This is a genomic window from Xanthobacter sp. DMC12 (assembly GCF_056314105.1).
In genome coordinates, this window is record NZ_JBQUYZ010000004.1 from 461,630 (window position 1) to 487,128 (window position 25,499).

The following is a 25,499-nucleotide window of genomic DNA, read 5'->3' on the forward strand; positions in this document are numbered from 1 at the left end:
ACCCGCTCATGAGCCAGTTCTCCTTCGCCCACGCCGGCAATACCGACTGGCAGGCCGCCCTCGGCTCCTGCTGGAGCCAGCTGCAGGCCCAGCTGACGGACAAGCCGCCGCCGACGCTCGGCTGGTGCTACCTTTCCGACCGTTATACCGGTGCCGCCGGCAACATCATGGAGGCCCTGAAGGCGGGCCTGCCGGCGGTAAGCTGGGTCGGCACCATCGGCGTCGGGGTGGCGGCGGACGACGTGGAATATTTCGATGCGCCGGGCATCGCGATCATGCTCGCCGATATTCCGCCGGACAGCTTCCGTGTCTTCTCCGATCTCGCGCCGCTGGGGGCGGATGGGTTCGAGCCTTTCACTGCCCTCGTCCATGCCGATGGCGGCACACCGGACCTGCCCGAGCGGCTCAAGGCCCTGGCCGGGCAGACCCTCACCGGCTATTTGTTCGGCGGCCTCTCCTCCGCGCGCAACCAGCCTTTGCTGTTTGCCGACGACGTGATGCTCGGCGGCGTGTCCGGCGTCGCTTTCGGGCCGCAAGTGCCGGTGCTCTCCCGCGTCACGCAGGGCTGTCAGCCCATTGGCCCAAAGCGGGCCATCGACCGCGCCGAAGGCAATTACCTCGTGACCCTCGATGGCACGCGGGCCCTGGACTGCGCGATGGAGGACCTCGGCCTGCCCGCCGACATTCCCGACGAGCAGTTGCGCCTCGAACTCGGCCAGACGCTGGCCGGGCTCGTCGCGCCGGGGGAGGACACGAGCTCCGCGCCGGGCCGCTTCGGCACCGACACGCAGGTGCGCCACCTCGTGGGCGTCGGTCGCAAGGCCGGGGTGCTGGTGGTGGCGGAGCAATTGGAGGCCGGCACCCGGCTCGCCTTCTGCAAGCGCAACGCGGAGGCCGCGCGCCACGATCTCCTGCGCATCGTCGCCGAGGTGAAGGCGCAGGCCGATACCGCCGGCGGCGCCCGCGGCGCGCTCTATGTGAGCTGCTCCGGTCGCGGCGGCCCGCATTTCGGCGCGCCGAGCGCGGAGTTCAAGATGGTGCGCGAGGCGCTCGGTCCGGTCCCGCTCATCGGCTTCTTCGCCGGCGGAGAGATCGCCCGCCATCACCTTTACGGCTACACCGGCGTGCTGACGCTGTTCACCTGACAGGTCCGGGCAACCCCCTCCAAATCCCGACACCATAGGGCCGCCGCGCGGGCACCCCCGCCGGGCGGATCGTTGCGTGTGCCGACCCGTCGATCCCCTTCGGACCGGGCTTCGGCGACCGCGAGCGTGCGCGCGACCCCAGAAGCCCCTAGTCTTCCTCTGCGTCATGCACCCGGGCCCATAGCAGACCTGCCGGATTTTGCAGTGCCGCATGTCACGATAGTGCCATTTGGCACTATTGCCGGAGACATGGCCCGGCGCGTTAGAGTTATCCCAATAAGAAAACGACCGGGAACAGACAAGCAAGCTCTTCGTCGAGAAGCGAAAGTATCGATGTGCGCACCCGTGCGCGCAGAGCCTTCTGCTTGTCTTTTTCGGCGAAGAGATCCGGTCGTCACACACCTGCCTTCCGGATTATTTACGGGGAGTCGAGATGACGCACGAAACGCTGGGTGTCAGCAAATACGATATTCTTTTCGAGCCGATCAAAATCGGTCCGAAAACCCTTCGGAACCGCTTCTATCAGGTGCCGCACTGCATCGGCGCCGGTTCCGACAAGCCCGGCTTCCAGGCCGCGCACCGCTCGCTCAAGGCCGAAGGCGGTTGGGCAGCACTCAACACCGAATACTGCTCCATCCACCCGGAATCGGACGATACGCACCGCGTCTCCGCCCGCATCTGGGACGAGGGCGACGTGCGCAACCTCGCCGCCATGACCTCGGAAATCCACAAATACGGCGCCCTTGCCGGTGTCGAGCTGTGGTACGGCGGCGCTCACGCCCCGTGCATGGAGACCCGCCAGACTGCGCGCGGTCCCAGCCAGTACGCCTCCGAGTTCGAATCCCTCACCTATTGCCACGAGATGGACCACGACGACATCCGTCGCGTGCAGGGCTTCTACGTCGAGGCGGCCCGCCGCGCCCGCGATGCCGGCTTCGACATCATCTATTGCTACGGCGCGCACTCCTACCTGCCACTGCAGTTCCTCTCCAAGTATTACAACAAGCGCACCGACAAGTACGGCGGCAGCTTCGAAAACCGCGCCCGCTTCTGGATCGAGACCCTGGAGCAGATGAAGGCGGCCGTGGGCTCCGAATGCGCCATCGCCACCCGCTTCGCCGTTGACACGCTGATCGGCGAGGACGGCATCGAGGTGGAGCGCGACGGCCTCAAGTTCGTCGAGCTGGCCGACGATCTCGTGGACCTCTGGGACGTGAACGTGGGCGACATCGCCGAGTGGGGCGAGGATGCCGGTCCCTCCCGCTTCTACCGCCAGGGCCATCAGCTCTCCTGGCAGAAGTTCGTGAAGCAGGCCTCCAAGAAGGTCGTGCTGGGCGTCGGCCGCTTCACCGATCCGGAGAAGATGGTCGAGGTGATCCGCAACGGCGAGCTGGACGTGATCGGCGCCGCGCGGCCCTCCATCGCCGATCCCTTCCTGCCGGAGAAGATCCGCGACGGCCGTCTCGACGACATCCGCACCTGCATCGGCTGCAACGTCTGCATCTCCCGCTGGGAGATCGGCGGCCCGCCCATGATCTGCACCCAGAACGCCACCGCCGGCGAGGAATTCCGTCGCGGCTGGCATCCGGAGCGCTTCCCCAAGAAGGGTTCGGACGATGCCATCCTGGTGGTGGGCGCCGGTCCCTCCGGCTCCGAGTGCGCCCGCGTGCTCATGGAGCGCGGCTATGTGGTTCATCTCGTGGACAGCGCCGAGAAGGTCGGTGGCTATGTGAACGAAGTGGCCACCCTGCCCGGCCTCGGCGAGTGGAGCTATCACCGCGATTATCGCGAGGTTCAGCTGAACAAGCTGGTGAAGCGCAACCGCGACAGCCAGATCGCCCTCGGCGGCAAGAAGCTCTCGGTGGAGGACGTGCTCTCCTACGGCGCCGACAAGGTGGTGATCGCCACCGGCGCCCACTGGGTCACCGACGGCACCAACTGCCTCACCCATGCGCCCATCCCGGGACTGGAAGGCACCCCGCGCGCCAATGTGCTCACGCCGGAAGACGTGATCCTCGGCACCAAGCCCATCGGCAAGCGGGTGATGATCCTCAATGCCGACCCCTATTACATGGCGCCGAGCCTCGCGCAGAAGCTGGCCGAGGCCGGGCATCAGGTGACGGTGGCGTCGGGCGTTGAACTCGGCCGCTACATGCACTTCACGCTCGAAGCGCCGAACATGCACCGCATGCTGCACGAGCTGCACATCAACGTGCTCTCCAGCACCTGGGCGAGCCGCGTCGAAGACGGGCGGATCGAGCTCTACAACCTCTGGGGCGACGGGCATAAGCGCGTCTATACCGGCCCCGGCAAGATGCCGCGCACCGCAAACACCACCCACGCCTGGCACGAGTACGACACCCTCGTGCTGGTCACCGCTCGCCGCTCCGAGGATGCCCTGTTCCGGGCCCTCAAGGCGCGCTCCGGCGAGTGGGACGCCCGCGGCATCAAGGGGGTGTACGTGATCGGCGACGCCTGGGCACCCAAGCTCATCGCCGATGCCACCTTCGACGGGCAGCGCCTTGCCCGCGAGATCGAAGAGGCGAACCCGCAGGAGCCCAAGCCCTACCGCCGCGAGGCCGCCGTCTATGGCGCGCCCTACCAGCCGGGCGGCTCCTACGAGATCCGCTACCAGGGCTAGTTCCCCTCGTCCTGGTCAGAGCGGGCGGGGCGCGGCAGATCACGCGCCCCGCATGCCCGCCGTCGCCGGGGTCCAATCCCTCGGCCGGTCCGGGCATTTGCAAGAGCGCAATCAAGAACAAAATCAGAGGGCGAGCAGCACATGATTCCGAGCGGCATCGATCCGTCCAAGGTCACGCGCATCCTGTTCCAGGACTTCTCGCCCTGGATGCTCGCGATCTTCTATGTCTATGCCATCGGCTGCATGGCGGCGTTCGCCTGGGGCGTCTATGCCCAGGTTCACAAGTATCGCGCCGGACGCCGGGGTGCGCGCCTCGCCTGGGGCGACATCGGCCGCAGGCTCATCGACACGGCGAAGACCATCGCCTCCCATCGCACGCTGCGCCGGCGCGACACCGCGGCCGGGCGGCTCCATGCCTTCATCTTCTACGGCTTCGCGCTGCTGTTCATCGGCACCGCCACCATCACCCTGCAGGAAGACATTCTCGGCCCGCTCATCGGCCTCGAATTCTGGCACGGCCACTTTTACCTGCTGTTCAAGCTCACGATGACGCTCGCCGGCACCGGCTTTATCTGCGGCCTCCTCTACATGATGTGGCGGCGCGGCTGGCTGAAGCCGCCGAAGCTCGATTATGCGCGGCCCGACCGCACGCCGCAGGATGCGGACTTCTCCCGCGAGCGCTACCGCATCGAGGACTGGGCCTTCCTGTGGACGCTGCTGCTCATCGGCATCACCGGCTTCCTGCTCTCCGGCGCCCGCATGGTGTGGCTCCAGAACGATCCGGCGGTGTGGGACACGCGCTGGTGGGCCCCCGTGGGCGCGTCCATCGCCGCGGGCCTGAAGGCGGTGGGCTTCACCAGCACCGGCGCGGGGGCGCTGCGCATGGGGCTGTGGTGGCTGCACGGCGTGCTGGCGCTCACTTTCATCGCCCTCATCCCCTACACCAAGGCGAAGCACATCTTCACCGCCGCCGCCTCCTGGCTGCTGCGCAATCCCGAGGCCATCCGCCATCTGCCGCTGGGCGATCTGGACGCCGACCGCATCGGCTATCGCGAGCTGGGCGACGTCGCGAGCCGCTACCTCGTCCAGGCGGACGCCTGCACCAAATGCGGCCGCTGCCACGAGGCCTGCCCGGCGCGCGCCGCCGGCTATCCGCTCTCCCCGCGCGACGTGGTTCTGACACTCCGCGAGCAGGCCAACACCCATCTCGGCGAGGTGCTGCCGAAGCCCCGCGCCGCCGGCTGCGCCACACCCCTCATCGGCCTCGCCACCGGCGAATATCGGCCCGACACCCTGTGGTCCTGCCGCCAGTGCGGTGCCTGCACGGAAATCTGCCCGGTGGGGGTGGAGCACGTGCCGCTCATCAACATGCTCCGCCGCACGCTGGTGGATGAAGGCGAGATGGACCCGGCCCTCCAGCGCACGCTGGGAGCGGTGAACAAGACCGGCAACTGTTTCAACGAAAGCCGCCGCAAGCGCCCCAACTGGACCAAGGACCTGCCGTTCAAGATCAAGGACGCGCGCAAGGAGCCCGTGGATGTGCTCTGGTTCGTGGGCGACTATGCGAGCTTCGACCCGCGCAACCAGAAGGTCAGCCGCGCCTTCGCCCGCATCCTGCATTCCGCTGGTATCGACTTCGGCATCCTCTACGAGGGCGAGACCACGGCCGGAAACGACGTGCGCCGCGTGGGCGAGGAGGGCCTGTTCCAGCAGCTTGCCGAAGGCAACATCTCGACGCTTGGCGATTGCAGCTTCAACCGCATCGTCACGACCGATCCGCATTCCTTCAACACGCTGAAGAACGAATATCCCGACCTCGGCGGCACCTATGACGTCAGCCACGCCAGCGCCTTCCTGAAGGAGCTGATGGCGGACGGGCGCATCACCCCCGCCCGCAAGCTGGACTTCACCGTCACCTATCACGACCCCTGCCACCTGGGCCGCCTGAACAAGGGCTATGACGCCCCGCGCGACGTGCTCGCCGCCACAGGCGTGAAGCTGGTGGAGATGGGCAAGAGCCGGGACAATTCCTTCTGCTGCGGCGGTGGCGGCGGCCGGGTGTGGGTGCCCGATCCGCCCGGCACCAGCAAGGTGGGCGAGATCCGCGCGCGGGAAGCCGCCGAGATCCATGGCCTCGACGCTCTGGTGGTCAATTGCCCCAAGTGCATGACCATGCTCGAGGACGCGGTGAAGACCACCGGCAACGAGCGTAACTTCCGGGTGCTGGAGCTGACCGAGCTGCTCGCCGAGGCGCTGGAGCCCGAGGAGCCCGCCGTCCTTCCCGCCCCCGCAGAGGTCGGCTGAGCGATGGGCGCGCCCGCCAATATGAGTGCGCTGACGGGTGCGCTGATCGCCCGGGGCGACGCCTATCTGGCACTGCCGGCCTACGGGGCGGAGGGCGCGGAGTGGGCGCAGGCGGCGCTGGCGCGACTGCTCCTCTCCAATGCGCGGCTGAAGCTGGTGTTCGCCGCGCTACCCTTCGCGCCGCCGGCCTTCCTCGCCCTGCTCGCCGGCGAGGACCGGCCCGCCATCCTCCAGCGCATCGTGCGCAACCCGGCCACATCAGGCGCGACGCTGCTGCGCATCGCGCGGCAGATGGACGATGCGGCGACCCGCGCAGCCCTCGCCGCCCATGCCCACACGCCGGCGGTGGCGCTCATCGGCCTCGCCATGAACGCGGACGCGACGGTGCGCGCCGCGCTGCTGCGCAATGCCGGAACGCCGGCCCTCGCGCTCCATGCCTTGCTGGACCACGCGGACGCCGGGGAGCGCGCCGCCCTCGCCCGCCACCCGCAGGCGGACGCGGACCTGCTGCGCACCTTGCTCGCGGGCGGCGATGCCGTGGTGCGCACCGAGGCGGTGGCGCACCCCCATTGCCCGCTCACGCAGGTGGCAGATGCCTGCGTCGATGCCGATGCCGCCATCCGCCGCCGGGCGGCATCCAATCCCGTGCTGCCGCCGAGCCTGCGCCAGGCGCTGATGGGCGACAGCGATCCGGCCGTCCGCGCGCAGGCCCTGCGCCTTCATGCGGAAGGCCAGGAAGTCGCCTTGACCGATGACGGCGACGTCCGGGTGCGCCGCGCTCAGGCGCGCCATGTGGCGGTGCCGGAGGATCTGGCGGACGCCCTTTCTCGTGACGGCGATGCGTGGGTGCGCGTCTGGCTCGCCCGCAATCCGGCTTTGCCTGCGGCTCTCATCCAACGGCTGGGCGGCGATGCGGAGGCGCGGGTGCGCCATGCCGCCGGCCGCAATCCGGCCTGCCCGGCCGATGTGCTCGCCACCCTCGCCCGCGATGGCGACGAATGGGTGCGCGCCGCCGTGGCCTGCCGCCCCGACCTTCCGGCCGAGGCCTTGCGCGCGCTTGAACAGGAAGACGGGGAGGATGTCGCCTCCGCCGTCGCCCGCAACCCGCAGGCGCGGGAGCCTGTGCTCCGCCGCCTCGCCCGGCATGGGCAGGCGGACGTGCGGCGCGCGGTGGCGCTCAATCCCGATGCCCCGGCAGCCGCCCTGCGCCTGCTGCTGGACGATCCCTATCCCCTCAACCGCGCTTTTGCCGTCCGCCACCCGAACCTTCCGGTGGCGGATGCCTGGGGCTCAGCCGACGACGACGCGCCGCAGGTGCGCTTCGCGGTGGGCAAGCGCGCCGTCACCCACGCAGCGGCCGCCACGCGCGCCGCACGCAGGCCCCTCGAAACCTTCCCACAGCCGTGAGGACACCCATGAAGATACTCGTGCCGGTGAAACGCGTCGCCTCGCTCGACGACGAGTTCGAGCTCAAGGACGATGGCCGCGACGTCGATCCCGATTTCTGCGAGTTCGACCTCAACGAATTCGACGAATATGCGCTGGAGGCGGCCGTCCAGATCAAGGAATCCGCGCCCGAGGGGTCGGTGGAGGTGGTGGTGCTGACCATCGGCCCCGACGATGCCGACGACGTGCTGCGCAAGGCCCTCGCCAAGGGCGCCGACCGCGCCATCCGCGTGGACGATGCCGGCCTCGAAGAGGCGGATCGCGTGGCCATCGCCCGCGTGATCGCCAAGGTGGCGGAGAACGAGGAGCCCGGCCTCGTGCTGTGCGGCGCGCAATCCGCCGACCAGGGCCACGCCCAGACCGGCATGTCGGTCGCGGCACTGCTCGGCTGGGCGCGCACGGCAGTGGTCTCAAAGCTCGACTTCACCCCCGGCGGCTCCACCGCGCAGGTAGAGCGGGAGCTGGAAGGCGGGCTGGTGGAGCGCCTTGAGGTGGAGACGCCCGCGGTGCTCACCATCCAGCTCGGCATCAACACGCCGCGCTATGCCTCCCTGCGCTCCATCAAGCAGGCCAACGCCAAGCCCATCGAGTGCCTGACGCCCCATGACATCGGCCTTGCCGATGCCGAGATCGGCGGCGCCGGCGCATTGAGCCGGGTGCGGCGCGTCTTCGTGCCCGAGCGCGGGCGCGGCGAGATCATCGCGGGCACGCCCTCCCAGCAGGTGGCCCGTCTTCTTGAGATCATTTCGGAGGTGAACGGCTGATGTCCGGCATTCTCATCCTGGCCGAGCACCGGCGCGGCATCCTGCGCGACGCCACGCTGGAGGCCATCGGCGCCGCCGGCACGCTCAAGGCGGCCCTCGGCGGCCCCGTCGTGGTCCTCATCATCGCGGCCGATCCCGCCCCGCTCGCCAAGGCGGTCAGCGTCGGCGCGGTGGACGAGGTCGTCACCGTCACCCGCCCCGATGCGGCGACCTACGAGCCGCACGTCTACGAGGCCGTCCTGCGCAGCGTGATCGCCCAGCGATCGCCCGCGCTGGTGCTGATGCCCCACGGCGTGGACAGCTTCTCCCTCGCGCCCGCCGTCGCCATCGGCGAAGGCCTCGGCTTCGCCACCGACGTGTTCGGCGTCGCGGTGGAGGGCGGCGAGGTAGTCGCGACGCGCGCCGGATACAACGAGAAGGTCTTCGTGGAGATCGACTTTCCCGGCCGCACCGGCGTGCTCCTCACCCTGCGGGGCGGCGCCTTCGCGCCGGAAACGGCGCCCGCCAGCCCGACCGTATCCGCCCTTGATGTCGGCGACGGAAAGGCCCGCAGCAAGCACCTCGACTGGCGCGATCCGCCGGCAACCGGCGGCATCGACATTCCCGGCTCGCCCTTCATCCTCTCCATCGGCCGCGGGGTCGGGGACGAGGCGAACGTGGCGCAGTTCCTGGAACTGGCGGACGGCCTCGGCGCGACGCTCGGCTGCTCGCGGCCCATCGCCGACAACGGCTGGCTGCCCAAGGCGCGGCAGGTGGGCCAGTCCGGCCAGTTGGCGGCCAAGTGCAACCTCTACATCGCCATGGGCATCTCCGGCTCGGTGCAGCACCAGTGGGGCATGAAGCACGTGGAGAACATCGTGGCGATCAACAAGGACCCCGAGGCCTCCATCTTCACCATCGCCCGCTACGGCATCGTCGGCGACATGCTGGAGATCGCGGAGGAGCTGCGGAAGCAGAAGGGCATCCAGTAGAGCCCAGCTGAAAATCCGGGCCGGGACCGAGCGCCAAATCGGTCCCGGCATCCGGGCCAGTCGATCGCGTCCAGAGGCAAGACAAGCGCGCACCGATTTCGACGGAAGCGCAGCAAGGGTGACGACAACACAATCCGGGCCGGGCACGCGCGCCGTCGCCCCGAAGCACCGGGCAAGGGAGGACACCGTGACGACGATAACCAACATTCACGCGACAACGGAGGGTGACGGGAAACTGCACCGCTCCATCAGCTGGACCGGAGCCTTCTGGGTGGCGAGCGGCGTGCCCGCGCTCGTGCTCTTCTCCATCGGCGGCATCGCCGGCACCACCGGCACGCTCTCCTTCCTCGTCTGGGCCATCTCCATCGGCATGGGCTTCATCCAGTCCTTCATCTATGCCGAGATCGCCGGCCTGTTCCCGAACAAGTCGGGCGGCGCCTCCATCTATGGCGCGGCCGCATGGGTGCGCTACGTGAAGCTGGTGGCGCCGCTCTCGGTGTGGTGCAACTGGTTCGCCTGGAGCCCGGTGCTCTCGCTCGGCTGCACCATCGCCGCCGCCTACATCCTCAACGCCTTCGCCCCCATCCCGGCGGTGAACAGCGCGGAGGTGGCGCAGTGGATCGCCGCCCATGCCACCACCCTCACCGGCACCGATGCCGAGAAGGCCGCCGCGGCCGTCGCCGCGCTGACGCCGGCCGTGCGCGACTGGACGCTGTTCTCCCACGCCATCGGCCCCGTCTCCTTCTCGCTCAACGCCTCCTTCTTCGTGGGCGCGACGCTGATGCTGGTGGTGTTCGCCATCCAGCACCGGGGCATCATGGGCACCGCCAGCGTGCAGAAGTGGATCGGCCTCTCGGTCATCATTCCCATGGTCATCGTCGGCCTCGTGCCGATCCTCACCGGCAAGGTGGACTGGGGGAATTTCTCGCCGCTGGTGCCGCTGGCCGCCGCCGGCGCGGCTGATCCCGGCAGCTGGAACATTCCGGGCTGGACGCTGGTGCTCGGCGGCCTGTTCATCGCCGCCTGGTCCACCTACGGCTTCGAGACCGCCGTCTGCTACACGAGCGAGTTCCGCAATCCCGAGAAGGACACCTTCAAGGCCATCTTCTACTCGGGCCTCCTGTGCCTCGCGCTGTTCATCCTCGTGCCCTTCACCTTCCAGGGCGCGCTGGGACTGACCGGAATGCTGGACCCGGCCATCGTGGACGGCTCGGGCGTCGCCCAGGCGCTGGCACACATGGTGGGCGGCGGCAAGATCGTCGAGAGCGCCCTCGTGATGCTCATGATCCTCGCTTTGATGCTGTCCATCATGACGGCCATGGCGGGCTCCTCGCGCACCCTCTACCAGGGCGCCGTGGATGGCTGGCTGCCGCGCTTCCTCGACCATGTGAACGAGCACGGCGCGCCGACGCGGGCCATGTGGACGGACCTGTGGTTCAACCTCGTGCTGCTCGCCATCGCCTGCGCCGATGCCACCAGCTTCTTCTTCGTGCTGGCGGTCGCCAATGTCGGCTACATCATCTTCAACTTCCTGAACCTCAACTCGGGCTGGATCCACCGCATCGATTCCGGCCACGTGGCACGGCCCTACAAGGCCCCCACCATCCTCATCGTGCTCGGCACCGTCTTCGCCTTCGCCAATGCGGTCTTCATGGGCGCAGGCGCCAAGGTGTGGAATCCGGTGGCGCTGTGGGCGGGGCTGATTACAGCGGCACTCATCATCCCGGTCTTCATCTTCCGGCACTATGTGCAGGACGGCGGCAAGTTCCCGCATGAGACCTTCGAGGATTTGCAGGTCGGCGACGGGACGAAGACCCAGAAGCGCGCCGGCATCCTGCCCTATCTCGCCCTCATCGCCGGCATCGGGGTGGTGATCCTCTCCGACCTCTTCTTCCACCTCTGATCCGCAAGGAACATTGCAGGATGACACAGGGACTTTCCGCCTTCTCTCGCCACTCGGCGCTGTCCGACCGCCACCGCGCGCTCGGCACCGCCTTCGAGGCCTCCTGGAACGACATGCCGGTGCCGCAGAACTACGCCACCGACACCTATGACGAGGTCATCGCGGTGCGCACCGCGGCCGGCCTGTTCGACGTCTCCGCGCTGCGCATCATCGACGTGGCGGGTCCGGAAGCGCTCGCCGTTCTGAACGAGACGTGCACCTCGGACATCTCCAAGATCGTGCCCGGCGGCTCCTCGCTCACCAGCGTGGTGGACGAGAACGGCTCGCTCATCGACGACGTGCTGATCTATTGCGATGGGCCGAACGCCTATCGCATCTCCCACGGCGGTGGCTCGCTGGAGGACATCCTGCCCGGCATCGCGGCAGGCCGGGACGTGACCTTCACCAAGGACAACGACGTCCACATCATGTCCCTGCAGGGGCCGAAGGCGCTGGACATTCTCGACGCGCATACGCCGTTCGCGCTGGAGACCCTGCCCTATTTCGGGCACCAGCGCACGACGCTGTTCGGACGCCCCGTCTCCATCGCCCGCGGCGGATACTCGGGTGAGCGGGGCTATGAGGTGTTCTGCGCGGCGGCGGATGCTGTCGCGCTGTGGGACGCCATCCTCGCTGCGGGACAGCCGTTCGGCGCCATGCCCGTGTCCTGGTCCTGCCTCGACGTGGTACGGGTGGAAGGCGGCCTCCTGTTCTTCCCCTATGACATGCCGCAGGGCGACACGACGCCTTGGGAAGTCGGTCTCGGCTGGACGGTGGACCTGTCCAAGCCCGCCTTCCGCGGCCGCGACGCGCTGGTGCGCCGCAAGGGCCAGGAGCGGGTGGCGCAGGTGGGGGTGGAGATCGACCACCACGATGCCGTCGAGCCGGGCGCCAAGCTGTTCCTCGACGGCAAGGAAGTAGGCCTTCTGAACTCCACCGCCTACAGCCGCTACCTCATGCGCTCCCTCGCCCTCGCCCACGTGGCGCCGGACCTCGCCGCCTGCGGCACCGAACTGGAGGTGCGCGGGGCCGACGGGACGTTTGCGGCCCGGGTGGTGAAGACGCCCTTCTACGATCCGCTGCGCCTGCGCACCCACCCGCTTGAAGAACGCACGGCCTGAAACCTTAGCCACCTCAGGCCGTCGTGCCCCAGGGCTCTCTCCGGGCTTCCTCCGAGGAGCTTCCCCCCTGGGCGCCGCCGGAGAGCGTTCCGTCCCAATCGCGCTCTCCGGCACTTCTCCTTGGGGCCGGCTTCGGCCGGCCCCATTTTTCAAGCGAGCGTCCCATGGTCCATCCGCGCCGTCCGAAGAATTGCCAAGCGCCGGTGCTTCGGCTTTATTCGCCGCAACAAGAATGTCGCGATTGGCGAATCCGTTGGGGCATGTTGCGATGGTCGACGCCGATCAACCCCGGCCCGCTGCCCAGCCTGCCCGCTACAGCGCCGTGCGCCTGAACAGTCCGGAATGGTTTGCGCGCGTGGGCGATGTGGCCCGCTCGATCGGCTCGGACCGCTTCCACCGGGAGCTGGTGGAACTCGCCGGTGCCGCCATCAACCACGATGCCTGCTGGATCATCCGCTATTCGCGCGTGGCGCCGCCGGATGTGCTCTACACCAAGGACGTGGCGAGCGACGTGGTCGCCTACTACAGCAACCTCTATTCGTCGGTGGACCCGTTCTCCGAATACTGGAGAAAGAACGGCAGTCCCGGCGTGCTGATGTTGAACGACGTGGGCTCCCCGGGGCAGTCATGGGACATGTACCATAAGGTGTTCCAGACGCTCGCCAGCATCTCCGACGAGCTGGGCATGTTCTTCTCGACCGTCGGCCATTGCTGCTTCGGCCTGTTTCTGGAGCGGGAGACGGGGCGCTTCTCGCAAAAGGACATCGAGCGCGCACGCTTGATCTTCCCCATGCTGGAGGGCTTCCACCGCTCCCACCTCGGTGCCCTGTTCAACGACCTGCGCAACCCGCGCGGGACGCAGGTGGAGGGCTTCATCACCCGCCCCACCCTTATCGAGGACCGCTTCGGCGTGGATGTCTTCGCCAATGACGCCTGGCGTGACGCCGCCCGGCGCGCGCCCGCCCTCGCCGATGCGGTGGAGGTCCTGCGCGTGGCCCCGGCCGGGACGGTCCATGCCTCGGGCCCGCTGACCGTGAAGGTGGAAGTCTTCGACCGCGATTTTCCGCTCGCGCCGGGCGGGCGCATGTATGTGCTCGATGCGCCGCAGCGTGGGATGGAGGATGATCCCGACCGCCTGCTGGAGGACGCCCTCGGCATCTTCACGCCGCGCGAGCGCGAGATTCTGCTGCTGCTGATGAACGGCCAGACCACCGGCGAGATCGCCCAGAAGCTCAGCCTCAGCAAGGGCACCATCAAGAACTGCCGCCTGCGCATGTATCGCAAGACCGGCGTCGGCTCCGAGCGCGCTCTGGTCAAGCACGTCATGCAGTCCATCGGGGCGCGCTGATGCACCGAAGCTGTCTATTGCGGCAGAGCGGCGGAGATGCGCTGGGCGGCGTCGAGCAGCACCGGCAGGAACTGCGTTCGCATGGCCTCGATGGAGGATCGGCCTTCATGGGTGGAGACGTTGAGCGCCGCCAGCACCTCGCCGCGCCGGTTGCGCACGGGCACGGCGATGGAGCGCAGGCCGAGTTCCAGCTCCTGGTCCACCAGCGCCCAGCCCTGCCGGCGCGCGTTCTCCACGGCCTCCTTCAGGGCCACCATGGTGGCGACCGTGCGAGGCGTGCGCTTCTCGATCCTCACCCGGTCGTAGACCACCGCGAGCTCGGCCGGAGGCAGACCGGCGAGCAAAACCCGGCCCATGGAGCTGCAAAAGGCCGGCAGGCGCGAGCCGATGGACAGGCCGATGGTCATCACCCGCGCCGTGGGCACGCGGGCCACATAAACGATGTCGTCCCCGTCCAGCACTGACAGGGAGCAGGATTCCTGCAGCGTGTTCACCACGTCGCGCATGACCGGCTGCGCCACCTCCCACATCGGGAGGGACGAGAGATAGGCGAAGCCCAGCTCCAGCACCTTGGGGCGGAGCGCGAAGAGCTTTCCATCCGTCTCCGCATAGCCCTCGCGCACCAAAGTGAGCAGGAAGCGGCGGGCGGCGGCGCGGGTCAGGCCGGTATGCTGGGCCACCTCGCTGAGCGTCATGCGGGGCTTGTACTGGCTGAACGCGCGGATCACCTCAAGGCCGCGCACGAGGGACTGGACATAGTCCTTGTCCTCGCCCGCCGCCCCGGCGCGCTCCAGCACCTCGCCCGTCGTCATGCCCCCTCCCGCGAACCGCCGTCAGCGGTCGATCCATCCGGTGCATTATAGGGGGCATCCTGCGCCTGCCCAGCCGCCCTATTCTCGGCGGCGCGGGCTGCCATCAGGCGCTCGTCCCGCCACGCGACGCGGGCCTCCCAGTCCTCCAGCGGCAGCAGCGCCCGGCGCTCGGCCGTGGCGCGGGCGACGAGGGCATCGCTCCACCCTTCCGGCTGGCCGCGCTCCGCCCCCATCTGCCGGTAGCGCTCGCCCATGCGCTGGGCATGTTCGGCAAGTCCGCCGCGATAATTGAGATCCGACGTCTCGAACGGCCCGACGATGGACCAGCGCAGACCGAGGCCAGAGGTCATCACCCGGTCGATATCGGCCACGTCGGCGATGCCCTGTTCCAGCATCCAGTAGGCCTCGCGCAGCACGGCGCCCTGCAAGCGGTTGTAGATGAAGCCGTTCACCTCGCGCTTCAGCACCACCGGCACCTGCCCGGCGCGCGCCATGAGGGCGCGGGTGCGCTCCGCAGCGGCGGGATCGGTGAAGGGAGCGGGCACGATCTCCACGATGGGAAGAAGATGGGGCGGATTGGCCGGGTGCGCCACGAGGCAGCGCGCCTGCCCCGGCAGGCCGTCCGCGAACTCGGAGGCCGGCAGCGAGGAGGTCGAGCTGGCCAGCACCGCATCGGGGGGCGCCATCTCGTCCATCGCGCGAAACAGCTCCATCTTGAGGTCGAGCCGCTCGGGCACGCTCTCCTGAACATGAACGGCGCCGTCGAGGGCGTCAGCCAGGGTATCGACCACGCGCACCCGGGCCATCACCTCCCGCGGGGCAGCGTCGAGCAGACCGTGGGCCGCGAGTGCCGCAAGGCGCTCGGCCACCGCAGGCAGAACCCCTCGGCGCACGTCCGCCGAGGCGTCGTGCACCCGCACCTCGATCCCCGCCCGGGCGAAGACGATGGCCCAGCCCACCCCCATGCTGCCACCGCCGACCAGGGTGACGGGACCGCTCCGGCCTTCGCTCATACGGGCCTCGATTTGTGCGTAACTGACATCATTAGTTCGTAATGCGAACAATTTTGAAAGACAAGCCGCTAGTTTCCGGCGGCTGCGATCGCGGTCAGGCGGTCCGGTACCGAGCCCCGTGGCATCGGCGAAACTGTTCGATCGCGGGCTCTTGTTCGCAGGTGCAGCATTTAATCTGCTTGACGGCAGAGGTGGCGGGGCCGTACCAAATTACGCACAAAATGTGCGCGATACGCACAAACTCAACTCAGATGATCGCCGTCGCGAAAGTCCTCTTTCGCGATGCCGCGCCCACCCCCGACGCCCTGACCGGCGGTCCTGTCCGTCGCCTGATTTCAGTCCTCAGGAGGAAACATGAAGACCAAGGCCCTCGCGGTGCCCTTCGCTGCCGCGCTTCTCGCCAGCGCCATGATGGTGGGCCCCGTGGCCGCCCAGTATGCCGGCGGCGGCGTGAAGATCGGCGTGCTCACCGACATGTCCGGCGCCTATTCCGACCTCGCCGGCTCGGGCTCGGTGGAAGCTGCGAAGATGGCCATCGAGGACTTCGGCAAGCCCATCAACGGCAAGCCGGTGGAACTGGTCTCCGCCGACCACCAGAACAAGGCGGACATCGCCTCCGCCACCGCCCGCAAGTGGTATGACACGCAGGACGTGGACGCCATCTTCGACATCAACGGCTCCGTGGCGGCGCTCGCCGTGCGCGAGGTGGCCAAGGAGAAGGGCAAGGTCGACATCAATTCCGGCGCGGCATCCATGTCGCTGACCAACAAGGCCTGCTCGCCTACCGGCCTGCACTGGACCTATGACGTCTATTCGCTGGCCGCCGGCACCGGCAACGCGCTGGTGAGCGAGGGCTTCAAGACCTGGTACTTCATCACCGCCGACTACACCTTCGGCCACGACCTGGAGAACCAGGTGGCCAAGATCGTGAAGGAGAAGGGCGGCACGGTGAAGGGCTCGGTGGCCCATCCCTTCGGCTCCTCCGACGTGTCGTCCTACCTGCTCCAGGCGCAGGCCTCCGGCGCCAAGATCATCGCCATGGCCAACGCCGGGTCGGACACCATCAATACCATCAAGCAGGCGCGCGAGTTCGGCATCACGCAGGGCGGCCAGACGCTGGCGGCGCTGCTGCTTTTCCTCACCGACATCCACTCGGTGGGCCTGGACGCCGCCCAGGGCATGGTGCTGACCACCGGCTTCTACTGGGACACGGACGACAAGACCCGCGCCTTCTCCAAGCGTTTCGCCCAGCGCATGAACGGCAAGATGCCCACCATGGTGCATGCCGGCGTCTATTCCTCGGTGCTTCACTATCTGAAGGCCGCCGAGGCCGCCGGCACCGACGAGGGCGAGAAGGTGATCGCCAAGATGCGCGAGCTGCCCATCGACGACATGTTCGCCAAGAACGGCAAGATCCGTCCCGACGGCCGCATGGTCCACGACATGTATCTCGCCAAGGTGAAGTCCCCGAAGGAGTCCAAGGGCCCATGGGACTATTACGAGATCGTCCGCGTGATCCCCGGCGACGAAGCCTTCCAGCCGCTTAGCGACAGCACCTGCCCGCTGGTGAAGAAGTAAGTCTCGCGCGCGTCGGCCTCTCCTCCCGGTCCGGCGCGCCCTCGGGCGCCTGCGCGCACTTGCAGCGCGGGCGCCCGGGGTCTTTCCTCAGCTCCGCGCAGTTCAGAAGGCGAAGCCCATGCTGTTCCATGTCGAGATGCAGGTGAACATCCCCCACGACTTCCCGGCCGAGAAGGCCGACGCCATCAAGGCAGCGGAAAAGGCCTATGCGCAGGATCTCCAGCGGCAGGGCAAGTGGGTGCACCTCTGGCGCATCGCCGGGCGCTACGCCAACGTCTCCATCTTCGACGTTGAGAGCGTGGACGAACTGCACACGCTCCTCTCCTCGCTCCCGCTCTTCCCCTTCATGGACATCAAGGTGACGCCGCTGGCGCGCCACCCCTCCGCCATCTGAAGCCGCGCCCGAAGGACAGTCGCATGCCCTACATGATCGAGACCTTCGACAAGCCCGGCACGCTGGACCTGCGCGCGCAGGTGCGCGACACGCACCTCGCCTTCCTCGAGGCGCACAAGCACCTGCTGCTCGCCTGCGGCGCCAAGCTGGACGACGACGGCAATGCCGCCGGCGGCGGCCTCTATGTGGTGGCGCTGGAGACGCGAGCGGAGGCGGAAGCCTTCATCGCCTCCGACCCCTTCTTCACCGCCGGCCTGTTCGAGCGCGTCCAGATCCAGCGCTGGCGCAAGGCCTATGTGGACGGCGTCTGCTATCTGCCGGAGGCGAAATGAGCGCACGCGCCCTCGTCACCGGCGGATCGAGCGGCATCGGCCTCGCGGTGGCGCGGCAGGAATTGGCCGCCGGTCGCGCCGTGGTGGTGCTGGACCGCGAGCCGCCCCCCGCCGACCTCGACGCCCGCTTCGTGTCCGTCAACCTGATGGATGAAGCCGCGACCGCCTCAGCGCTCGCGGAAGCGCTCTCGCACGGCCCCGTCACCCGCCTCGTGAACAATGTGGGCATGGTGCGGCCCGCAAGCCTCGATGACACCAGCGCCGAGGATTTCGCTGCGGTCATGCGGCTCAATCTCGGCGTCGCCATTCAGGCCACGCAGGCGCTCCTCGCTGGGATGCGGGCGGCGCGCTTCGGGCGTATCGTCAATGTGTCGAGCCGCGCCGCCTACGGCAAGGAGCTGCGCACTGCCTATGCCGCCAGCAAGGCGGGGCTCATCGGCGCCACCCGCACCTGGGCGCTGGAACTGGGCAGGGACGGCATCACTGTGAACGCGGTCGCGCCGGGCCCCATCGCCACGCCGCTGTTCACCGCCGCCAACCCGCCCGACGCGCCGCGCACCCGTGCCATCGTGGAGGCCATCCCCGTCGGCCGCATGGGCACGCCGGAGGATGTGGCGCAGGCGGTTTCGTTCTTCCTCTCGGACGACGCGGGCTTTATCACCGGCCAGACGTTGCCGGTCTGCGGCGGCATCACGGTGGGCAAAGGCGCAGTCTAGGTCCGTCGGCTCCGGCGTCTTCGCTCAGGCGCCGCGCGGGCTGCATCTAAACGGAGACAGCATGACGTCCAATCCCCGCTGGACCCGCCGGCCGGAAGGCTCCACCTGGGGCGATTTCGGCTCGGACGACGAGCTCGGCCGTCTCAACCTCATCACCCCCGAAAAGGTGCGCGCCGCGGTTGCCGAGGTGAAGGAGGGCCGCACCTTCTGCCTCAGCCTGCCCCTCGACCGGCCCGGCGGCAACGTGCTGAACGTGCGCCGCGTGCCGCCCGTGCTGAAGCCTACCGGTACCGAGGACGCGCCGCGCTTCAACACCCAGCTTTGCGCGGAGGACGCGAGCCTTGTGGACGTGGTGAGCGACGACAAGGTGGAGATCTGCCTGCAATATTCCACCCAGTGGGACAGCTTCGCCCATGTGGGAGCGCTGTTCGACGTGAGCGGCGAAGGCCGACCCGAGCCGGTCTACTACAACGGCTTCCGTGCCGGCGCGGATATCGTCGGTCCGCGCGACGCCGAGGCGAGGGGCATCGCCTCCGGCGCGCACCGTCTGGGTATCCACAACGCCGCCGTCCACGGCGTGCAGGGCCGCGGCGTGCTGGTGGATTTGCTTTCCCTCTTCGGCCGGGAACGGCATCTCGTCGGCTACGACGACCTCATGCGAGCCATGGACACTCAGGGCGTGACGGTGGAAGAGGGCGACATGCTCTGCCTCTACACCGGCTTCACGCAGGTCGTCATGGAGATGGACGGCGTCCCAGACGGCGCGATCCTGAGCAAAAGCTGCGCCGCCCTCGACGGCCGCGACGCGCGCCTGCTGCAATGGATTTCGGACAGCCGCATCGCCGCTCTCGTCGCGGACAATTATGCGGTGGAGCATCTGCCGGCGAAGCGCCTCGCCGCCACGACGCAGGCGGCCATGCCGCTGCACCACCACTGCCTGTTCCGGCTCGGCGTGCCGCTGGGCGAATTGTGGTGGCTCGCCGATCTCGCCGCCCATCTGCACGCCGCCGGCCGCAATCGCTTCCTCCTCACCGCCCCGCCGCTGCGCCTGCCCGGCGCCGTGGGCTCGCCCGTCACCCCCATCGCCACCGTGTGATCTTCCACAGGAGACCCGGATGCCCTTTATCGCCGTCGACGGCCGCACCACCCATTACGCGCTCGAAGGGGCTGAGGGCGCGCCGGTCCTGCTGCTCGCCAATTCGCTCGGCACCAGCTTCCTGGTGTGGGACGCCGTAATGCCGGCGCTCCTCTCCCGCTTCCGCGTGCTGCGCTACGACATGCGCGGCCACGGCCTCTCCGACGCCGCGCCGCTGCCCGACGAGAACACCGGCTATTCCATCGCCGCCCTTGCCGGCGATGCGTTGGGACTGCTGGATGCACTGGGCATCGAGAAGGCGCATGTGTGCGGCCTCTCCATCGGCGGCATGGTGGCCCAGCATCTGGCGGCCCATGCGCCGGGGCGGGTGGATCGGCTGGTTCTGTGCGACACCGCCATGCAGATCGGCCCCGCCTCTGTCTGGAACGAGCGCCTCGTCGGCATCCGCCGCGACGGCCTCCCCGCCATCGCCCCCGGCGTCATGACACGCTGGTTCACGGACGGCTTCCGCGAGCGCGTGCCGCACATCGTCCGCGGCTATGTCAACATGGTGGCCCGCACCACCCTCGAGGGCTATGTGGGGTGCGCCATGGCGGTGCGCGACGCCGATCTCACCGCCTCCGCCGGCCGGATTTCCGCCCCGACCCTGGTCGTGGTGGGTGACAAGGACCCCTCCACTCCGCCCGCTTCGGCCGAGGCGATGGCAGCGGCGATACCCGGCGCGCGCCTGGAGGTGATCGGCGATGCCTCGCACATCCCCTGCGTGGAGCAGCCGGACGCGCTCGCCCGCCTGCTGATCGCTCATCTGGCAGGATGACAAGCCATTGATTTTTCGAGAGTGATTTTGGCACGAGGACATGGAGGGATATCAAGCCGGAAACCAGTCGCTGCCGCATTCCCTGAAGAGGGAAGACTAGATGTAGACGTTCTGCCCGGCACCAAGCTTAACTCGCTCTCACGACCGGCGCTGGAGCGATCCCATCTCGCCGCGTCGATAGCGGGAGATCGCGTCCTGGACCTCGTGCGGGTGGTTGAGAATGAACGGCCCCTCCGCATGGCAGGGCTCTTCGATGGGGGCGCCGGACAGCACGAGCACGCGCGCGGCTTCCTGTGCGGAGAGGCGGACGACATCGCTGCCCGAAACCGAGATGACTTGCCCGGCGCCGAGATCGAGCGTCTCGCATCCGGATTGGACCGTCACGGCGTTACGGGCATAGAGCAGGGTGCAGTCGGCCGGCACGAGATCCAGCTCCAGCTCGGTACGGATGGCGAGGTCGAGGAATCGGAAGGGCTCGGCGGGGAGGAGCGGCGATGCGACGTTCCGATACGTCCCCACGAGGACGCTCACCACGTTGCCACGATCGTCGCTCCATCGCGGCACGTCGCCCCCCTGCAGCCAGAAGGTTTGGGGCGGTAGTGACTTGTTCTCGGCACGCAGGTTCACATAGATCTGCGCGCCGTGCAGCGCGCGGCCCGCGTCCTGCGGCGTCTCTTCGTGTAGGACGCCACGCCCGGACTGGAGCCAGACGAGCCCGCCCGCGCCGACCACGAGATCGTTGCCCAGCGAATCCCTACTGCGCAGTGCGCCTTCCGAATCCTCGAAGAGATAGGTGAGGGCGGAGAAGCCCGCGTGCGGGTGCGGCCCGAAAGGGCTTCCCGACACGCGGAAGTCGTCGAGCAGGCGGATCGGGGAGCCGCCGGGGTCCAGCTGATCCACGTCGAAATGCACCATGGAGAGGCTGGACATCCCATGACGGACACCGCTCAACGGCGCAGAGAACGCTGACACTGGCTCCTCCTTTGGTTGCTCTGCGTCGGGTCCGCGTCACGCCGCGAGGGCGTGCGCCTGCCGGATCGCGGCATCCACCGCGTTCGCTTTCGCCTCAGGCCCCATGGCCACGCCCTCGGCGCGCACGAAGGACACGTCGGTGATGCCAAGGAAGCCGAAGAAGGCGGTGAGATAGCTTTCCTGATGGTCCAGAGCCGCCATGGGGGTGCCGGCGCTGAACACGCCGCCACGGGTCGAGGCGACGATCAGCTTCTTGCCGCCGGCAAGGCCTTCCAGCCCCTTTTCCGAATAGCGGAAGGTCACGCCGGCCACCGCCAGACGATCCATCCAGGCCTTCAGCTGGGACGGAACGGAGAAATTGTACATGGGCGCACCGATGACGATGACGTCGCTGGCGAGAAAGTCCGCGAGCGCGCCCTTGCTGGCTGCCACGTCCGCCTCAAGGGCTGGAGGCACCGGAGCGCCCTGCGCCGCGCCGAGGTGAGCGGCGGTCAGGTGGGTCAGAGGCGCGGCGGCAAGGTCGATATGGGTGACGGTGGCGCCCGGCGCCGCCTGCTTCAGTGTCGCGACGATCTCGGCGGTGAGCTGACGGCTGATGGAGCCTTCCGACAGGATGCTCGAATCCACATGCAGGATCTTCATGGGGTCTCTCCACGGGGCAGCAGAATGCTGCGCGTGGGAGATTCGGTACGCTTCCGCCGCTTATCCGCGTAGCCTATAAAATTCGATGATTAGTATCGATGGAGCAGATGGATGCTCGATGCGCTTTCGCTCGACCAGTTGCGCACATTCATTGCCGCGGCCGACACCGGCAGCTTTTCCGCCGCCGGGCGGCGCATTGGGCGGGCGCAGTCCGTTGTGAGCCAGGCCATCGCCACTCTCGAGACGCAGCTTGCCGTTCGCCTGTTCAGCCGTGAAGGCCGCTACCCGCAGCTGACGGCGGAAGGCCGTGCCCTGCTGCAGAAAGCGCGGGAAGTGGTCTCGGGTATGGACCAGTTGAAAGCCCAGGCGAGGGGGTTGTCCTCCGGTCTTGAGCCGGCGCTGGCCGTGGTCATCAACGTGATGTTCCCCTCGAACATCCTCGCGGCCGCTGTCAGCGCGTTCCAGGTCCAGTTCCCCGATACGCCGCTGCGTGTGGCGGTGGAGGGGATGGGTGCCGTGATCGAGCCGGTGCTCGATGGCGGCTTCGATTTCGGCGTCCGCGGGCCCTTGGCGGCCACCCATCCGGACCTGCGCTCGGAGCGCATCCTCGGCATCGAATACCGAATGTTCGCCGCCCCCCAGCACCCACTCGCGCAGTACGGCGGCCCGATCCCGGCGCGCGCGTTCGCAAAGCACCTGCAGCTCGTGCTCAGCGACCGCTCAAAGCTGACCGAAGGCAAGGACTTCCGGGTGATGTCGGAAAAGACGTGGCGAATATCCGACCTCGGAGCCAAGCATGCGTTCCTGAAGCAGGGCGTCGGATGGGGCGGCATGCCCGTGCACGCGGTGCAGGATGATCTGGACGCCGGGCGGCTCGTCCAGCTCGAACCCGAGGAAAACGACCTCACCACGCGCATGGCAATGTCCGCCTTCTATCGCGCCGACCAGCCCCCCGGACCCGCAGGCCGGTGGCTGATCGAGCAGTTGAAGGCGCAGGGGGCACACGCCTGCAGAGAAGTCGCGGACCGGCGCGCAGGGTCGGCCGGGGATTGACCTGCGGCGTCTTGTTTCTCAGCCGCGGGGCAGGCCGGCGAGAGCCTCGGCGACGGCGTCCACGATCGTGGTCGTGGGGCGGCCGATGAGGCGGGCCAGAACGCCACCATCGTCGTGCAGGACGCCGGTGGAGACGTCCTTCGCCTCGACTTCGGCGATCAGGCCCGCAACCTCTGGCGGCAGGCCGGCTTGGGCGAGAACGGCCGCGTGCTCCGCCTGCGTCAGGTTGCGATAGCTGAACGGCTTGCCGCTCTGGCGGGCGACTTCCGAGGCGAGGTCATCAAGCCGGTAGGCCTTGTCGCCGGCGAGTTCGTGGGTCTGGCTCTCATGTCCCGGGCTGGTCATGACTGCCGCCGCGGCCTCGGCGAAATCCTGGCGCGAGGCCCAGGAGATGAGCCCCTCTCCGGCGCTGCCCACCATGGCGGAATACGGCAGGGACGGCGGAATCGAGATCGTGTGGTTTTCCCAGTACCAGCCATTGCGCAGGATGGTGAAGGCGAGGCCGGAGGCCTTGATCTGCCGCTCCGTCTCGACATGGTCGCCGGCAAACCAGTGGGACCATCGGTCGGCGTGGAGCAGGCTCGTATAGACGAGGCGGTGGACCCCGGCCTTCTTTGCGGCTGCGATGACGTTGGCATGCTCCTGCTGGCGCGTCTGCATTCCGTTCGAGGAAATCAGCAGGAGCGTGTCGATGCCCCGGAGGGCGTCATCCAGCGTCGAAGGCACGAGGTAGTCGGCGGCCCGGACCTCGACCCCGAGGTCTCCGGCCTTCGCAGGATCGCGCACGAGGGCGACGATGTCGGAAGCCGGGACCCTCTTGATTAGGCTGGCGACAGCCTTGCGGCCCAGCTGGCCGGTGGCGCCGGTGACTGCGAACATGAACATCTCCCGCGAGACAAGCGTACGTATGTGTACGTTTATTTTCGTACAATGGTGTACGGATATCGCGAGCGCAAGAGGTTCATGTAGCGGTCATGCTGGCTTGGCGAGCCCCTCGGTTTCCCGATCGGTGCCGAAGCCCATGACCACCAGACGAAGCCTCTTTTCGATGGCCTCCGCCCGGCTCTCCGCGCCATCCAGGCGCCAGCCGAACGCCACCATGCGGCAAGCCAGGAGGACCTCAGCCTCTGTCAGCGTCGGTCGGACGACGCCATCGGCTCTTGCCGCGGCAAGAGGGATGCTGATGACATCTCGCAGCAGGTCGGCCGGCGAGCAGGCCTCGGCTGGGTCGGCGGTGCCCTGCAGGGACGAGGCGTAGGCGTGATAGAGGTCGCTCACTTCGATCAGCCGACGCATGACCACGAAGATGCCGAGAGAGCCGTCCGTCCGGATTTCGTTTTTCAAGGCCGAAATTTCGTCATCAAGGACAGCCTTGAACAGATCGGCGCGGTCCACGAAGTTCCGGTAGAGCGTCCCTCGTGTAATCCCCGCGCGTTCCGCGATCAGTTCGAGCGGAACATCATGTCCCTGCTCCCGCATGGTGGTCCGGGCCGCTTCGATCAGGCGCCTTCTGTTCTCCAGAGCATCCTTGCGCAAGGCCGTTTCTTCCCCCAGCGGCGCCTCAAAATCGGCTTACCCCTGTTCGCAAGCCGACGTCCTGTTCCATCCATACATGGTTCGGTCGCTCAAGGCTTCGGCTCCGCCTTGTAAAAGTCGAGGAACATAGCGATGCCGCTCTCGATCAGGCGATCGGCCGCGCGACTGCTCGGGGAGGGGAACCCAAGGGCCCCGGACAGCTTGATGTCCTCTGTGACGAGCGCGAGAAACTGGTGCGCCGCCAGTTCGGCATCGGGAATTCGCAGGCGGCCAACGTCGCCCAGCGCGCCCAGATAGGCCGCGATCTGGTGGATCGCGGCACCTGGCCCTTCATCATAAAAAACCTGAGCGAGACGGGGAAACCTGGGCGCGACCGGGATCAGGATACGAAAGATGTCGAGCCCCTCCCGATGCGCGAAGATGCGGCGATAATTGGTCGCCACCTTGTGCAATTCCTTCGAGACGGCGTCGCTCTTCGGGTCGGGCCTGTAAAGGTCGGCGTTCACCGCCCGGCACTCGACCCGGATCAACTCCTCGAAAAGGGCGGCCTTGTTGGAAAAGTGCGCATACAGAGTTGCCTTCGACAGAGCGCCGACGCGCGCGATCGCATCCATGGTGGCGCCGTCGTAGCCGGCGTCCAGGAACACGGCGCGGGCCGCCTTGAGGGCCTCCCGGGCCTTGGGCCTCAGGCTGCTCGACTCATGCGACACAAGGGATGAAGCGTTGCATTCCGACATGCCTTCAACTTAATCGAACTGTACGGTTCAGTCCATATTGACTCACGATTTATCTGGCCTTACCCGTAGGCCGAACTGAACGGTTCGGTTCAGATTTCTTATCCGGGATGCCGCCACCC

General features: G+C 67.8%; 23 protein-coding genes. 16 read left to right on the top strand and 7 right to left on the bottom strand.

Annotation, left to right across the window (positions count from 1 at the left end):
* The first annotated feature begins 8 nt into the window (after nt 1-8).
* The 9 genes from ACT535_RS17650 (at nt 9) to ACT535_RS17690 (ending at nt 13,682) form a co-directional block, all read left to right on the top strand.
* On the top strand, nt 9-1,145 hold the full coding sequence (locus ACT535_RS17650; protein ID WP_476365417.1) for an FIST signal transduction protein: 1,137 nt from the start codon (nt 9-11) through the stop codon (nt 1,143-1,145).
* Between the two features lie 433 nt (nt 1,146-1,578).
* Nucleotides 1,579-3,786 (top strand): oxidoreductase, encoded by a 2,208-nt coding sequence (locus ACT535_RS17655; protein ID WP_476324748.1) that lies wholly within the window; start codon nt 1,579-1,581, stop codon nt 3,784-3,786.
* A 141-nt stretch (nt 3,787-3,927) separates the two neighbouring features.
* Complete coding sequence (locus ACT535_RS17660) at nt 3,928-6,090, top strand: heterodisulfide reductase-related iron-sulfur binding cluster (RefSeq protein ID WP_476365418.1); 2,163 nt, start codon at nt 3,928-3,930, stop codon at nt 6,088-6,090.
* 21 nt (nt 6,091-6,111) lie between these two features.
* On the top strand, nt 6,112-7,497 hold the full coding sequence (locus tag ACT535_RS17665) for a hypothetical protein (RefSeq protein WP_476365419.1): 1,386 nt from the start codon (nt 6,112-6,114) through the stop codon (nt 7,495-7,497).
* A gap of 8 nt (nt 7,498-7,505) precedes the next feature.
* Nucleotides 7,506-8,300, top strand: a complete 795-nt coding sequence (locus ACT535_RS17670; RefSeq protein ID WP_476365420.1) for an electron transfer flavoprotein subunit beta/FixA family protein — start codon at nt 7,506-7,508, stop codon at nt 8,298-8,300.
* Nucleotides 8,300-9,271: an electron transfer flavoprotein subunit alpha/FixB family protein gene (locus tag ACT535_RS17675; protein ID WP_476365421.1), complete on the top strand. Its 972-nt coding sequence runs from the start codon at nt 8,300-8,302 to the stop codon at nt 9,269-9,271. Before ACT535_RS17670 ends, ACT535_RS17675 begins: the two co-directional genes overlap by 1 nt.
* A gap of 187 nt (nt 9,272-9,458) precedes the next feature.
* Nucleotides 9,459-11,174, top strand: a complete 1,716-nt coding sequence (locus ACT535_RS17680; RefSeq protein WP_476365422.1) for an APC family permease — start codon at nt 9,459-9,461, stop codon at nt 11,172-11,174.
* A gap of 20 nt (nt 11,175-11,194) precedes the next feature.
* Nucleotides 11,195-12,334, top strand: a complete 1,140-nt coding sequence (locus ACT535_RS17685) for an aminomethyl transferase family protein (protein WP_476365423.1) — start codon at nt 11,195-11,197, stop codon at nt 12,332-12,334.
* 268 nt (nt 12,335-12,602) lie between these two features.
* Nucleotides 12,603-13,682 carry a helix-turn-helix transcriptional regulator gene (locus ACT535_RS17690; RefSeq protein ID WP_476365424.1) on the top strand — a complete coding sequence of 360 codons (1,080 nt, stop codon included), beginning with the start codon at nt 12,603-12,605 and terminating at the stop codon, nt 13,680-13,682.
* Nucleotides 13,683-13,696: 14 nt separating this feature from the next.
* On the opposite strand, the gene ACT535_RS17695 is transcribed toward ACT535_RS17690, so the two are convergent.
* On the bottom strand, nt 13,697-14,494 hold the full coding sequence (locus tag ACT535_RS17695; protein WP_168459301.1) for an IclR family transcriptional regulator: 798 nt from the start codon (nt 14,492-14,494) through the stop codon (nt 13,697-13,699).
* Nucleotides 14,491-15,507, bottom strand: coding sequence for a 3-hydroxyacyl-CoA dehydrogenase (locus tag ACT535_RS17700; RefSeq protein WP_168459300.1), 1,017 nt, complete (start codon nt 15,505-15,507; stop codon nt 14,491-14,493). Before ACT535_RS17700 ends, ACT535_RS17695 begins: the two co-directional genes overlap by 4 nt.
* A 354-nt stretch (nt 15,508-15,861) precedes the next feature.
* On the opposite strand from ACT535_RS17700, the gene ACT535_RS17705 reads away from it, so the two are divergent.
* The 6 genes from ACT535_RS17705 (at nt 15,862) to pcaD (ending at nt 20,440) form a co-directional block, all read left to right on the top strand.
* A complete protein-coding gene (locus tag ACT535_RS17705; protein ID WP_168459299.1) occupies nt 15,862-17,085 on the top strand; it encodes an ABC transporter substrate-binding protein in 1,224 nt (407 codons plus the stop codon).
* A 118-nt stretch (nt 17,086-17,203) separates the two neighbouring features.
* Complete coding sequence (catC, locus tag ACT535_RS17710; protein ID WP_024277638.1) at nt 17,204-17,479, top strand: muconolactone Delta-isomerase; 276 nt, start codon at nt 17,204-17,206, stop codon at nt 17,477-17,479.
* A 23-nt stretch (nt 17,480-17,502) separates the two neighbouring features.
* Entirely contained in the window at nt 17,503-17,811 is a 309-nt protein-coding gene (locus ACT535_RS17715) for a YciI family protein (protein WP_168459298.1), read from the top strand.
* Nucleotides 17,808-18,527, top strand: a complete 720-nt coding sequence (locus tag ACT535_RS17720; RefSeq protein ID WP_476365425.1) for an SDR family oxidoreductase — start codon at nt 17,808-17,810, stop codon at nt 18,525-18,527. Before ACT535_RS17715 ends, ACT535_RS17720 begins: the two co-directional genes overlap by 4 nt.
* Before the next feature lie 61 nt (nt 18,528-18,588).
* The gene (locus ACT535_RS17725; protein ID WP_476365426.1) at nt 18,589-19,623 is read left to right on the top strand and encodes a cyclase family protein; all 1,035 of its coding nucleotides are present in this window, start codon (nt 18,589-18,591) and stop codon (nt 19,621-19,623) included.
* Between the two features lie 19 nt (nt 19,624-19,642).
* Complete coding sequence (pcaD, locus tag ACT535_RS17730; RefSeq protein WP_476365427.1) at nt 19,643-20,440, top strand: 3-oxoadipate enol-lactonase; 798 nt, start codon at nt 19,643-19,645, stop codon at nt 20,438-20,440.
* A 138-nt stretch (nt 20,441-20,578) separates the two neighbouring features.
* Here the strand turns inward: pcaD and ACT535_RS17735 are convergent, their stop codons facing one another.
* Both ACT535_RS17735 and ACT535_RS17740 read right to left on the bottom strand, forming a co-directional pair.
* Entirely contained in the window at nt 20,579-21,370 is a 792-nt protein-coding gene (locus tag ACT535_RS17735; RefSeq protein WP_476365428.1) for a pirin family protein, read from the bottom strand.
* Between the two features lie 78 nt (nt 21,371-21,448).
* On the bottom strand, nt 21,449-22,054 hold the full coding sequence (locus tag ACT535_RS17740) for an FMN-dependent NADH-azoreductase (protein WP_476365429.1): 606 nt from the start codon (nt 22,052-22,054) through the stop codon (nt 21,449-21,451).
* A 111-nt stretch (nt 22,055-22,165) separates the two neighbouring features.
* Here ACT535_RS17740 and ACT535_RS17745 point away from each other — a divergent pair, with 111 nt between their 5' ends.
* Nucleotides 22,166-23,107, top strand: a complete 942-nt coding sequence (locus ACT535_RS17745; protein WP_476365430.1) for a LysR family transcriptional regulator — start codon at nt 22,166-22,168, stop codon at nt 23,105-23,107.
* Between the two features lie 18 nt (nt 23,108-23,125).
* Here ACT535_RS17745 and ACT535_RS17750 read toward each other — a convergent pair whose 3' ends face one another.
* The 3 genes from ACT535_RS17750 to ACT535_RS17760 all read right to left on the bottom strand — a co-directional run bounded on the left by ACT535_RS17750 (nt 23,126) and on the right by ACT535_RS17760 (nt 25,380).
* The gene (locus ACT535_RS17750; RefSeq protein WP_476365431.1) at nt 23,126-23,986 is read right to left on the bottom strand and encodes an SDR family oxidoreductase; all 861 of its coding nucleotides are present in this window, start codon (nt 23,984-23,986) and stop codon (nt 23,126-23,128) included.
* Between the two features lie 93 nt (nt 23,987-24,079).
* The gene (locus tag ACT535_RS17755) at nt 24,080-24,643 is read right to left on the bottom strand and encodes a TetR/AcrR family transcriptional regulator (RefSeq protein WP_168459290.1); all 564 of its coding nucleotides are present in this window, start codon (nt 24,641-24,643) and stop codon (nt 24,080-24,082) included.
* An 89-nt stretch (nt 24,644-24,732) separates the two neighbouring features.
* A complete protein-coding gene (locus tag ACT535_RS17760) occupies nt 24,733-25,380 on the bottom strand; it encodes a TetR/AcrR family transcriptional regulator (protein ID WP_476365432.1) in 648 nt (215 codons plus the stop codon).
* Between the last annotated feature and the right edge of the window lie 119 nt (nt 25,381-25,499).